The organism is Vibrio hepatarius (assembly GCF_011806575.1).
GTDB lineage: Bacteria > Pseudomonadota > Gammaproteobacteria > Enterobacterales > Vibrionaceae > Vibrio > Vibrio hepatarius_A.
On record NZ_JAATOO010000015.1, the window covers coordinates 71,309 to 83,697 of the forward strand.

At 45.7% G+C, this 12,389-nt stretch carries 12 protein-coding genes; 6 read left to right on the top strand and 6 right to left on the bottom strand.

Annotation, left to right across the window (positions count from 1 at the left end; genetic code table 11):
- Positions 1 to 59 precede the first annotated feature (59 nt).
- Positions 60 to 281 carry a cold shock domain-containing protein CspD gene (cspD, locus tag HCZ42_RS13305; RefSeq protein WP_167421156.1) on the bottom strand — a complete coding sequence of 74 codons (222 nt, stop codon included), beginning with the start codon at positions 279 to 281 and terminating at the stop codon, positions 60 to 62.
- 463 nt (positions 282 to 744) lie between these two features.
- Between cspD and clpS the strand changes: the two genes are divergently transcribed.
- Positions 745 to 1,065 carry an ATP-dependent Clp protease adapter ClpS gene (gene clpS / locus HCZ42_RS13310; RefSeq protein WP_053410810.1) on the top strand — a complete coding sequence of 107 codons (321 nt, stop codon included), beginning with the start codon at positions 745 to 747 and terminating at the stop codon, positions 1,063 to 1,065.
- Positions 1,066 to 1,106: 41 nt separating this feature from the next.
- Positions 1,107 to 3,377, top strand: a complete 2,271-nt coding sequence (gene clpA / locus HCZ42_RS13315) for an ATP-dependent Clp protease ATP-binding subunit ClpA (protein WP_167421157.1) — start codon at positions 1,107 to 1,109, stop codon at positions 3,375 to 3,377.
- Between the two features lie 65 nt (positions 3,378 to 3,442).
- On the opposite strand, the gene HCZ42_RS13320 is transcribed toward clpA, so the two are convergent.
- The 3 genes from HCZ42_RS13320 to HCZ42_RS13330 form a co-directional block, all read right to left on the bottom strand.
- On the bottom strand, positions 3,443 to 4,069 hold the full coding sequence (locus tag HCZ42_RS13320; protein ID WP_167421158.1) for a YdcF family protein: 627 nt from the start codon (positions 4,067 to 4,069) through the stop codon (positions 3,443 to 3,445).
- Positions 4,066 to 4,902 (bottom strand): NAD-dependent epimerase/dehydratase family protein, encoded by an 837-nt coding sequence (locus HCZ42_RS13325; RefSeq protein WP_167421159.1) that lies wholly within the window; start codon positions 4,900 to 4,902, stop codon positions 4,066 to 4,068. The genes HCZ42_RS13320 and HCZ42_RS13325 overlap by 4 nt, the downstream gene beginning before the upstream one ends.
- A gap of 193 nt (positions 4,903 to 5,095) precedes the next feature.
- Positions 5,096 to 5,329: a TIGR02647 family protein gene (locus HCZ42_RS13330; RefSeq protein ID WP_167421160.1), complete on the bottom strand. Its 234-nt coding sequence runs from the start codon at positions 5,327 to 5,329 to the stop codon at positions 5,096 to 5,098.
- A 489-nt stretch (positions 5,330 to 5,818) separates the two neighbouring features.
- On the opposite strand from HCZ42_RS13330, the gene focA reads away from it, so the two are divergent.
- Positions 5,819 to 6,661, top strand: a complete 843-nt coding sequence (gene focA / locus HCZ42_RS13335; protein WP_167421188.1) for a formate transporter FocA — start codon at positions 5,819 to 5,821, stop codon at positions 6,659 to 6,661.
- Between the two features lie 45 nt (positions 6,662 to 6,706).
- On the opposite strand, the gene HCZ42_RS22045 is transcribed toward focA, so the two are convergent.
- Together HCZ42_RS22045 and HCZ42_RS13340 are read right to left on the bottom strand one after the other, a co-directional pair.
- Positions 6,707 to 6,835 (bottom strand): hypothetical protein, encoded by a 129-nt coding sequence (locus HCZ42_RS22045; protein ID WP_303047959.1) that lies wholly within the window; start codon positions 6,833 to 6,835, stop codon positions 6,707 to 6,709.
- A gap of 213 nt (positions 6,836 to 7,048) precedes the next feature.
- Positions 7,049 to 7,843 carry an ABC transporter permease gene (locus HCZ42_RS13340; RefSeq protein WP_167421161.1) on the bottom strand — a complete coding sequence of 265 codons (795 nt, stop codon included), beginning with the start codon at positions 7,841 to 7,843 and terminating at the stop codon, positions 7,049 to 7,051.
- A 474-nt stretch (positions 7,844 to 8,317) separates the two neighbouring features.
- Here HCZ42_RS13340 and torE point away from each other — a divergent pair, with 474 nt between their 5' ends.
- Genes torE through torA form a run of 3 tightly spaced genes read left to right on the top strand, consistent with a single transcriptional unit; the run spans position 8,318 to position 12,218 of the window.
- A complete protein-coding gene (gene torE, locus HCZ42_RS13345; RefSeq protein ID WP_005378141.1) occupies positions 8,318 to 8,497 on the top strand; it encodes a trimethylamine N-oxide reductase system protein TorE in 180 nt (59 codons plus the stop codon).
- A gap of 49 nt (positions 8,498 to 8,546) precedes the next feature.
- Positions 8,547 to 9,731: a pentaheme c-type cytochrome TorC gene (gene torC / locus HCZ42_RS13350; protein WP_167421162.1), complete on the top strand. Its 1,185-nt coding sequence runs from the start codon at positions 8,547 to 8,549 to the stop codon at positions 9,729 to 9,731.
- Between the two features lie 24 nt (positions 9,732 to 9,755).
- Positions 9,756 to 12,218, top strand: coding sequence for a trimethylamine-N-oxide reductase TorA (gene torA / locus HCZ42_RS13355; protein ID WP_167421163.1), 2,463 nt, complete (start codon positions 9,756 to 9,758; stop codon positions 12,216 to 12,218).
- The last annotated feature ends 171 nt before the right edge of the window (positions 12,219 to 12,389 follow it).

Genomic DNA, 12,389 nt, shown 5'->3' on the forward strand with positions numbered 1-12,389 from the left:
AACCCGCCGAAAGGCGGGTTTTTTTACATTCTCATTCTACTTGATTAGTTGGCAGCGGTTCATTTAGCTGGTTGAGCTTCCACAGGAGTCACGACGCTCGCGTGATAACCTTTTGGACCTTCTTCCACCTCAAAGTTGACTTGTTGGCCTGCTTTCAGAGTACGATAGCCGTCCATCTGTATTGTTGAGTAGTGAGCAAACACATCACTATCTTCACCTTCCGGACAGATAAAACCAAATCCTTTGGCATTGTTAAACCATTTTACTGTACCTGTAGCCATGCTATACATCCCTCATGCATTTTGTTACTGATGTTGTTGAACGTTTACTATGTACCTTGTAAACAAAAAGTGAATTTCCATTCAGCCGCTGCCAAATTTTCAGTCACTATTTGACCAATTTAGCCAATGACTGAGCACAGTCAATAGTAAAAACGTATAAGACCCGACATATTTACAAACAAATCACTTTTGAGATTTACATTTTTCTAACTATAAGTGTGTGTTTTTATTCACCACTCCAGTCGGTACCTGGTGTTTTCGGTTTCTTTTTTAATCAATCAGATACCTAATAAGTCAGATGAACGAATGTTTTATTTGCAGCGTTCCAATTGCTGGATTAGTCTCTAATGAAGGGGAAAGAAAATTTCTTATCGATTTGCCCTGAATGTCAGAGCTAAATTCAAAACTTCTGCTCGTTGAAGTGGTAAAATTAAAACTAGTCATAAACCAACACTATTAGATCATGAGCAAGCATTTTGAATGGGTCACTCCAGATTCAGATCTGCTGGAGTTAGAGAAAACAAAAGTAAAACCACCATCTATGTATAACGTTGTCTTGAACAACGATGATTACACCCCGATGGACTTTGTAATTGAAATCTTGGAACGTTTTTTCTCGATGGATGCAGACAAAGCAGCGCAAGTGATGCTTAAAGTGCATTATGAAGGTAAAGCAATCTGTGGCACATTTACTGCGGAGGTTGCGGAAACCAAAGTGGCTCAGGTCACTATGTATTCCAGGGAGAATGAGCATCCTTTGCTTTGTACGATGGAGCAAGCTTAATATCTGTCGGTACAATTTGAGTTGTTGTTGAGGAGGTCCTTATGCTGAACAAAGAATTAGAGTCGAGTTTGAACAGCGCATTTTCTCGCGCTCGTGATAAACGACATGAATTTATGACCGTCGAGCACCTCCTGCTAGCGTTGTTGGAAAATGATGCGGCGAGAGAGGCACTGCAAGCATGTCAGGCTGACATTGATGCACTGCGCGGTGAGCTTGATATTTTTATCGACCAAACAACACCTCTTATCCCAGAGAACGATGAGACACGTGAAACTCAACCAACGTTAAGCTTCCAACGTGTCCTGCAACGTGCGGTTTTCCACGTGCAGTCGTCTGGCAGAAGTGAAGTCACTGGCGCCAACGTACTGGTTGCGATTTTTAGTGAGCAAGAGTCGCACGCCGCATACTTATTGAAAAAGAACGACATAAGTCGTCTTGATATCGTTAACTTTATTTCACACGGCATCACTAAGGCGTCTAGCCAAGGTGACGAGCCGGGCTCATCCGACTCTTTCGGTGGTGACACGGTTGAAGAGTCCAATTCTGATGAGCGCCTAGAAAGTTTCGCGACTAACCTAAACCAACTAGCAAAAAACGGTCAGATTGACCCGCTTATTGGTCGTGAGAAAGAGCTAGAACGCACGATTCAAGTGCTTTGCCGTCGTCGTAAGAACAACCCATTACTTGTCGGTGAAGCTGGCGTAGGTAAAACCGCCATCGCCGAAGGTTTGGCTTGGAGAATCGTTGAAGGTCAAGTCCCTGAGATCATCGAAAACAGTGTGATCTACTCACTTGATATCGGCTCACTACTTGCGGGTACGAAATACCGAGGTGATTTCGAGAAACGTTTCAAAGCGATTTTGAAACAGCTTGAAAAAGAAGACGATGCGATTTTGTTTATCGACGAAATCCACACCATCATTGGTGCTGGCGCGGCGTCTGGTGGACAAGTGGATGCGGCAAACTTGATTAAGCCATTGCTGAGTAGCGGCAAGTTGCGTTGTATCGGTTCAACCACTTATCAGGAATACAGCAACATCTTTGAGAAAGAGCGTGCGTTGTCACGCCGCTTCCAAAAAATCGATATTGTTGAGCCATCAGTGGACGACACCACTAAGATTCTGATGGGTCTTAAACCAAAATACGAAGCTCACCACCAAGTGCGTTACACCAATAAGGCGTTGCGTGCCGCGGTTGAGTTGTCTGCGAAGTACATCAACGAGCGTCACTTGCCGGATAAAGCAATCGACGTAATTGACGAAGCGGGCGCACGTAGCCGATTAGCACCCGCTAGCCGACGCAAGAAGACGGTGGGTGTCGCTGACATCGAGGCGATGGTAGCGAAAATGGCGCGTATTCCTGAGAAATCAGTCTCTTCTTCGGATAAAGAGATTCTGCAGAATCTTGATCAGAAGATGAAAATGTTGGTGTTTGGTCAGGATGACGCTATCGATGTGTTGAGCGAAACCATCAAACTATCTCGTGCTGGTCTTGGTGCGGATAACAAACCCGTTGGTTCATTCCTGTTTGCTGGCCCAACTGGGGTAGGTAAAACGGAAGTGACGGTTCAGTTGTCAAAGCTATTGGGCATTGAACTATTGCGTTTCGATATGTCTGAGTATGGTGAACGTCACTCGGTAAGCCGTTTGATTGGTGCGCCTCCGGGTTACGTTGGTTATGACCAAGGTGGCCTACTAACCGATGCGGTGATTAAAAATCCTCACGCAGTTGTACTGCTGGATGAGATCGAAAAAGCGCACCCAGATATCTTTAACCTACTACTGCAGGTGATGGATAACGGTACACTTACGGATAATAACGGTCGCAAAGCGGACTTTAGAAACGTGATCCTCGTAATGACCACCAACGCTGGTGTTCAGGAAACGGTTAAGAAGTCGATCGGTCTGATCCAACAAGATCACAGCCACGATGCGATGGCGGAAATTAAGAAAGTATTTACGCCTGAGTTCCGCAACCGCCTCGACAACATCATTTGGTTCAACAGCCTAGATGAACACGTCATCCATCAAGTAGTCGATAAGTTCATCGTTGAGCTTCAAGCGCAACTTGACGCTCGTGGCGTATCTCTGGAAGTGTCTGACGATGCTCGTCATTGGTTGGCACTAAAAGGTTACGACAAAGCGATGGGGGCGCGTCCGATGAGTCGTGTGATTCAGGATCAACTGAAAAAACCACTGGCAAACGAACTGCTGTTTGGTTCTTTAATTGATGGTGGCACGGTGATAGTTGAGCTGAAAGGCGACGAGCTAGAGTTTAAATACCTCAGTGAAAAAGAAGCCGCGATTCACTAATCTGATCAGATAAACAAAAGCCAGAGCTTGCTGCTCTGGCTTTTTTGTATCCGCTGTCTAAACAACTAATCAAAGACGGCTTTTATCGCCTGATAAGACGCTTCTACGTTTGCCGGGACTTCCTGCTCAATTTGGAATCCAAGTTCAGGGTAGGATTTGATGCGTTCAAAGTCGCCCAGCATGGCTCTAACGACCATATCGATGTCAATATCGTCGTTAAAGTAGTGGCTGAATTCGGTTTTGGTTGAGGTGACAGCGACGTGTTGGTACGGATGCGGCCACTGTTTGACAAACGTAGCGTAGCTGCGCCTTTCCATGTATGGCTTCTGCACCAAAATAAAAGAGCGCAAATCCAGTCCTTGTTGCCGGACGAGCTCCGCTGTAAAAAGAACGTTTTCACCGCTATTGGTCGCTTGATCTTCGATAATGATATCTTTGCTGACTACGCCCATGTCTTTGGCTATATTGGCAAACGTCTCGGCTTCGCTTTTTTCAAATACGCCTTCTGTTAGCCGTCCGAAACCACCAGAAAAAATGATTTTATCCGCTAATCCTTGCAAGTATAGATTGGCAGCGTGCTCCGCGACTCTGACATCGTTACTGCCCGGAACAAAGATACAATCCGACTTCTCAACCTGATGGTCGAGTTGCATGTAAGCCCAAAGGTTTTCTATATGTTGGTACAGCTTCATTCCAACGTTCCTTCTGTTAATTCAAGCGTATGTTGATGATGGAACTTGTAACCGAGGGCGAGCAGGGCATCGGCGACGATGCGTTTATCTGCGACGTGAACCACCGGAGGGAGTGCTTCACTAGAACCTGCATTCGTCAGTGCTGCTTGATAAAACTCGGTTTTGCTGACTGTGTTCGGTGTCGTGGCATTGACCACTAGGTTTTTATCATGCAAAGCCACGAAACTGACGGCGCCAATCGCATCAGTCAGATGCAACATGTTGGCGGGGGCAAGGTCGCTGACTTGTTTCAGCCTTGGAGCAAAGCGAGAAGGGTGACGATGCGGCCCTACCAGGCCACTGCAACGAACAATCGCAAACTTCAGACCTGAATCCATTAAGTGTTGCTCTGCCTTGAGCATTATTTTTGCATTGTCTGAGAAGTCTTCATGGGTCTGAGCCAGCGCTAATGAGGCTTTCTCTTCGACCATATCCTCGGCGATGTTTGGGTAGACGGTCGTTGAGCTGACCATGACAACTCGGCCGACGTTGGCGCTTACGCAGGCGTCGGCCAGCGTTTTCCAATGGTCAGCATACTCTTCGCCGTTGCCTTTACGAAAGCCCGGTGGAAAACAGCCAATGACGATGTCGGCTTGAGTAGTAGAGATCTGTTGTGTGACTCGGCTAACCCCTGCGCTGAGGTCGAGCTGAAATGCGTTTAGGTGCTCTTGCTTGAGTTGCTCGACACCTTCGGGTGTGGTTTTACTGACAAAAACGTGATGACCAATAGATTCTAGATAATGGGCGAGAGGTCTACCTAACCATCCTCCACCAACAATAGTGATTGTTTTCACGGCTATCCCTTATTAAACGTGTGAGTCTATGTATGGCGCTGACTGAAAAACGCATTGCTTGCATCCAGCATATCAAAGATTACCCTGCGAGGGAGTCAGTTGGTTGAGAAAAAATTCGCGTTGAGGAAGGAAGTGAATCGAAAAACGCCAGCCGTTTGTTATGGCTGGCGTTGTCGATAAATATTTGGGCTAATTAGCTGTTTAAAACACGTAATATCTTGTCTGCGTGTTCCGCTACTTCTATACCTTCATCGGTTAGGTAGCCGCCGTCTGGCAGTGTGCACAAGCCTTTGTCATACAGTCTTTTTACTGCAGTTTGCATATCTTCTGAAGCGTCTTGGTGAACTTTGATTCCGGTTGCCGCACTACTGAGATCGAATTGAAGAAGTAAGTTGAGTTCTGCAATGTGGTCTGGAGTGTACTTCATAGTTAAATCCTTAATAAAACCAATACACTCACCATAGTTCCAGCGCTGAAGCACGGCAATTGCATTTAGAAAGAAATGTTATCTGAGGCATGTATTTGCGTTAAATAAAGCATAAATAAAATCACACCTGATCTGAGTCAATAACACCTTACTGGATATTTATGCCCAAATGACTGCTCCTAGGGAGTAACACTAACTTAATAGAGAAAAATAATAAAAAATTCAATTATTATGAATAATAGAACTAAGAGTGTCTCAGAAGTAAGTTTTCAATAGAGTTTTATATTAACCAATTGATTTATATGCTTTTAATTTAGTCTGTTGAGCTTTATTTATCTGTTTTTATACTGATAATTTTATCGAATGCTCTAGGGTTTAATAAAAAGATAACCAACTGAGTGCAAACTCATATTTAGTGCTTGAAATAGATCACTTTTCGAGTAATTATCCGCGCCCAACGTCCATTTGTTTCAAAATGTTTCCTCGATGATTAATCTTAACCAATTTGATTCTTTGCTTCCGCCGCAAATGGCTGAGCGCGCCGCAGAAGTAGGGGTTGGTAAAGCGACCAAAGACCCTGTTAAATCCTTTCTACTGGCGATTTCTGCTGGTCTGCATATTGGGATTGCCTTCGTTTTTTACACCATAGTGACCACTGGAGCGGCTGATCTGCCTTGGGGTATTACACGCTTAATCGGTGGCTTAGCGTTTAGTCTAGGCCTGATCCTTGTAGTGGTAACCGGCGGTGAACTTTTCACCAGTTCTGTACTGACGCTGGTGGCGAGAGCAAGCGGCAAGATCACGTGGAAAATGCTGTTCAAAAACTGGCTGGTGGTGTATAGCGGAAACTTGATCGGGGCACTGTTGTTAGTGTTCTGTATGCTGATGACCAAGCAATATATGTTTGACCACGGCCAAGTTGGCCTGAATGCGATGGCGATTTCTCAACACAAGATGCACCATACATTCTTATCAGCCGTTGCCTTAGGCGTAATGTGTAACGTCTTGGTGTGTGTCGCAGTATGGATGACATTCAGCGGTCGCACACTAACAGATAAAATCGCGGTGATGATCTTGCCAGTGGCGATGTTCGTTTCAGCAGGTTTTGAACACTGCATTGCAAACATGTTCCAAGTGCCGATGGCGATTGGTATTAAGAATTTGGCGCCCGCAGAATTTTGGCAAATGACTGGCGCTAACATTGCCGACTATGCCGACCTCAACATGGTCGATTTCTTGCTGAATAACCTGCTTCCAGTGACGTTAGGTAACATCATCGGCGGTGGTGTGTTTGTCGGCATATGGTACTGGCTAATTTACCTGCGCGACTGATTGACCTGCAGGGAGTAGATACAATATCTACTCCCTTAACTAATCTCATCTTTCTAGTCTGTACAACTCTTCTGCTGTAACCAACCCTTGTGGCTCATCAACTAACCAGTCACGCAGTTCATCCTCTTCTGTCGCTTTGTACAAAACTTGTTCAATGCCGTACTGTAGACACATAACGCTATCCTTGTGAGTGTGTGTTCTTGCAATGTAGCGGAGCCAAATGACGCATTTATTACGTCTTACGTACGCTTTTTACTATGTCAGATAACTGTAAAATACTCCGATGCCAGAGTATTTCAGCACTGTAGAGGATCCACTAAATATGTATCACCACTGTTATCCACAGATTCTGTGGATAAGATCTTATTGGCACGTTTCGCTCCAGATCTATTGATTATCTAAGCGTTTGATCAGTACTCGGCCATGGGGATGAATCGCGCTACGGATCGTCAAGTTCAAGCAGATAGACGTTGAAACCGACATCATGACGAAGATCGCGATCATGATCATAAGTTGATATTTGATTGCGATGACTGGATTTGCGCCACCGAGTATTTGACCAGTCATCATTCCCGGTAAGGTTACCAGCCCTGTCGTGGCCATTGAAGCGAGGCTAGGTGCGAGTGATTTTTGAATCGCTTCACGTAGAAAAGGGAGCGTCGCAAACTGGACAGAGGCCCCCAAAGAGATAGCCGCTTCATATTCGTCTTTACGCTGGGATAAAGCGGTAAAGAAGTTCTGCAAAGTGACGATGTTGCCGCCGAGCGAGTTGCCAAGCAACATGCCCGCCAATGGGATCATATACTGGGCGCTGTAGAATGGATCGGGCTTTACCACCAATACGCATATCACGGCCAACATGGGTGAAAGACCAACCAATAAACCAGTGATCACAGGAACAAATAACGGTCGTTTAGGCAATTTGGCTTTATCGATGATTGAGCTGGTGCCAATCACCGTCATCACCAGCAACCAAACTAAGTTCACCCAGACGTTATTTAGCGCAAATAAGTACTCCAAATACAGGCCGATGAAGATTAACTGCACGGTCATTCGGCCTACACTGATCAAAATATCTTTGCTGATACCTAGTTGGTAATAGCGACTGATAAACAACGGGATCGCTAAAGTACAAAAGAACACCCCAAGCAACGGCCAAGAAATATCTACAACGCTATTCATCTGATCACTCCATTCGACGTTTCTCCATTGTAACGAGGAAGCGATATTTCAGCCACTTAGCAAGGCAACGTGGTGAGCTTTTTGCCAAGAGTATCGCGTTATCTGTAGACATAAATTGCTACAAAACTGCATACATTTTGTTCACATCTTGGTGTCTGAGCGGTAAATTTTTCGATGATCTTAAGGGCGATATTTTCCGTTTGGTTTGCTTTTTGTTTGTAAAATGTTGCTGATTTAACAACGATTTAACTGTTCACAATTCTTCATATTTCTATGCAAATCTATACATGATTTCTTATTCAAACACATCTCTGGTTAAGCTCAAAAAAGTGTGGAATAACAAGGTTTGAAGGGTCGGAATTCGTTGAACCTCACTATTAGTATGGTCTAACATTTTGAAGTAGAAATTGTAAAAAAACTTTAGCTTGATCACTGAAGCTATCCCAAAACACTAAATACAAGATAGGCAAATGTATGAGTGATGTTAACAAAATTGAGAGTGGTGAAAAACGCTCTCTGGAGTGGAAGTCGTTCCTCTTCATTGCAGTTGTTCTCTTTCCGATTCTGAGTGTGGCTTTTGTCGGAGGCTACGGATTCATTGTTTGGATGCTGCAAGTATTCTTCTTTGGTCCTCCTGGCGCACATGGCATGTAAGCCATCGAGCTTATTTCCACATTTTTGAAAGATTTTAAGAGAGCAAACCATGAAATCATTAATTATCAAACTGTGGCGTACTATGACGCGCCCTGCAGTTCATATCAGCCTTGGTGTGCTGACTATGGGCGGCTTTATTGCAGGTGTTATCTTCTGGGGTGGCTTTAACACAGCTTTAGAAGCGACTAACACTGAAAAATTCTGTATCAGCTGTCATACCATGCGTGACAACGTATACGTAGAACTTCAAGAAACGGTACACTGGAAAAACCACTCAGGCGTACGCGCGACTTGCCCTGACTGTCACGTTCCTCACAACTGGACAGACAAAATTGCACGTAAGATGCAGGCATCAAAAGAAGTTTTTGCGCAAGTATTTGGCAATTACGACGAACCGGGCGTATTTGAAGAGCGCCGTATCGAACTAGCTAAACACGAGTGGGACCGTTTCTCGGCAAACAAATCCCTTGAGTGTAAAAACTGTCACAACTATGAGTCGATGGACTTCGAGCAAATGTCTCCGACTGCTCGTATCCAGATGAAACAAGCGGCAGAGAAAGATCAAAGCTGTGTTGACTGTCACAAAGGTATTGCGCACCAACTTCCAGCGGGTATGGATAGCATTGGTGGTATCGTTGGTGAGCTAGAGCAATTGACATCGAATACTGATTACTCGGTTGGTCAAGCATTGGTAAGTGTTCGTCACCTACCGGTTTACTTCGACGCGCAAGCGAGCGAGGAAGCTGGTCTGCTTAACCCTGCGTCTACTGTGACTGTTCTTGAAGACGACGGTGAGATGATTCAGGTTGAGATCGATGGCTGGCGTAAAGCAAAAGGTTTTGGTCGTGTAATTCAAGAAGACTTCGGTATGAACATCGCAGTGGGTTCTCTACTTAAAGAAGCGGCACAAAGCGATGAAATCGTGACGGCTGGCGAGAAGAAAATCGATGAGCTAACGGGTCTGCCATGGGAGAAAGTGGCGGCGAAAGTGTGGATGAAGAAAGAAGCGATGCTTAACGACGTAACGCCTATCTGGGAGAAAGCGAGTGAAGCGTACAAAACCAACTGTTCTGTATGTCACACGCAGCCTGATGAAGCGCACTTCGACGCGAACACATGGCCGGGTATGTTCAACGGTATGCTTGCATTCGTTAACTTCGACACTGACAGCGAAGCGTTAGTATTGAAGTATCTACAGAAGCACTCTTCAGATTTTGCTGAAGGTCACCACTAATAAGCGTCATACGGAGTAATTGAAATGGCTATTACACGAAGAAGTTTTCTGAAAGGTGTTGCGACTACCAGCGCGGCATCGGTCATTGGTCCAAGCTTATTGGCCTCAGCGTCTGCGAGTGCAGCAGAAACAACCGGTACTTGGAAAGTGTCAGGTTCACACTGGGGCGCGTTCCGCGCCCACGTCTACGCGGGTAAAGTCCAAGAGATCAAACCGCTGGAATCAGACTCTAACCCAACAGAAATGTTGAACGGTATTAAAGGTATTATCTACAGCCCATCACGTGTGCGTTACCCAATGGTTCGCCTAGATTGGCTGAAAAAGCACAAATACAGCGCAGAAACGCGTGGTGACAACCGCTTTATTCGCGTAACTTGGGATGAAGCGCTAGACCTTTTCTACCGTGAGCTTGAGCGTGTACAGAAAGACTACGGTCCTTGGGCGTTGCACGCAGGTCAGACAGGTTGGCGTCAAACAGGTCAGTTCCATAGCTGTACCAGTCATATGCAACGCGCAGTAGGTATGCACGGTAACTTCATCACTAAAGTGGGTGACTACTCAACGGGTGCAGGTCAAACCATCCTGCCTTACGTGCTGGGCTCTACTGAGGTTTACGCACAAGGTACGTCGTGGTCTGAGATCTTAAAGAACTCTGACAACATCATCCTTTGGGCGAACGACCCAGTGAAGAACCTACAGGTAGGTTGGAACTGTGAAACTCACCAGTCTTTCCCATACCTTGAACAACTGAAAGAAAAAGTGTCGAAGGGTGAGATCAACGTGATCTCGGTTGACCCTGTGAAGAACAAGACGCAGCGATTCCTGCAAAATGATCACTTGTACATCAACCCATTGACCGACGTGGCATTCATGCTAGCGATCGCTCACGTGCTGTACAACGAAGATCTATACGACAAGAAGTTCATCGAGACTTACTGTCTAGGCTTTGAAGACTTCATCAAGTACGTTCAAGGTGAATCGAAAGACAAAATCGAGAAGACACCAGAGTGGGCTGCTGAAATCTGTGGCGTGAGCGCAGACAAGATCCGCGAATTCGCTCGTATGCTAGTCAACGGCCGTACTCAGATTCTGATGGGCTGGTGTATTCAGCGTCAGGAACACGGTGAGCAACCATACTGGGCAGCAGCCGTTGTTGCAGCAATGGTTGGTCAAATCGGTCTACCGGGCGGCGGTATCTCTTACGGTCACCATTACTCAGGTATAGGTGTTCCTTCGACAGGTTTTGCGGCGCCAGGCGGTTTCCCACGTAACCTTGACCAAGGTATGAAACCAAAATGGGATAACGACGACTTTAACGGCTACAGCAAAACAATCCCTGTTGCACGTTGGATTGACTGTTTGCTAGAACCGGGTAAAGAGATCCGCTACAACGGCTCAAAAGTGAAGTTGCCGGGTTACAAGATGATGGTTATCTCGGGTAACAACCCGTGGCATCACCACCAAGACCGCAACCGCATGAAGAAAGCGTTCAAGAAGCTGCAAACTGTTGTGACTATTGAGTTCGCGTGGACAGCAACTTGTCGTTTCTCAGATATCGTTCTACCAGCGTGTACACAATGGGAACGTAACGACATTGATGTGTACGGTTCTTACTCAGGTAAGGGTTTGATTGCGATGCACCGTTTGGTGGATCCATTGTTCCAGTCTAAGACGGACTTCGAGATCTTTACTGAGCTAACTCGTCGCTTTGGCCGCCACAACGAGTACACCCGTGGTATGGATGAAATGCAATGGGTTCGTTCTTTGTACGATGATTGTCGTGCAGCGAACAAAGACAAGTTCGATATGCCAGAATTTGATGAGTTCTGGGAGAAGAGCGTACTAGACTTTGGTGAAGGCCAACCTTGGGTTCGCCATGCGGACTTCCGTAAAGACCCAGAGATCAACGCACTAGGTACTCCGTCAGGCTTTATCGAGATCACGTCACGTAAGATTGGTCGTTACGGCTACGAACACTGTCAAGAGCACCCAATGTGGTTTGAAAAGACAGAACGTTCTCACGGTGGTCCGGGTTCAGATAAATACCCATTCTGGCTGCAGTCTTGTCACCCAGACAAACGTCTGCACTCACAAATGTGTGAATCTGAAGAGTTCCGCGCGACTTACGCGGTACAAGGTCGTGAACCGGTTTATATCAACCCGCTAGATGCAAAAGAAAAAGGCATTAAAGACGGTGATTTAGTACGCGTATACAACGACCGTGGTCAGCTTCTAGCTGGTGCAGTACTGACTGACAGCTACCCACGTGGCGTTATCCGTATCGAAGAAGGTGCATGGTACGGTCCGCTAAACGAGAAAGAAGGTGCGATCTGTACTTACGGTGACCCGAATACTCTGACAATGGATATCGGTTCTTCAGAGCTTGCTCAGGCAACCTCGGCAAACACCTGTATCGTTCAGTTTGAGAAGTTTAAAGGTAAAGTTCCACCAGTCACTTCATTTGGTGGTCCAATCGAAGTCGCGTAATCACGACATTCTCATCAAAAATACCAGTCTTGCTAGGCTGGTATTTTTTTGTCTTTGCGATAAGCAACTCAAGTGCGCTGCTGCATTTTTAAGCTGATTGTTTAAGGCGTAACCAACGCATTTGATAAGCATCTTGTTGAATTGTCAAAAGCGTGAGACAGGCAATGAAAT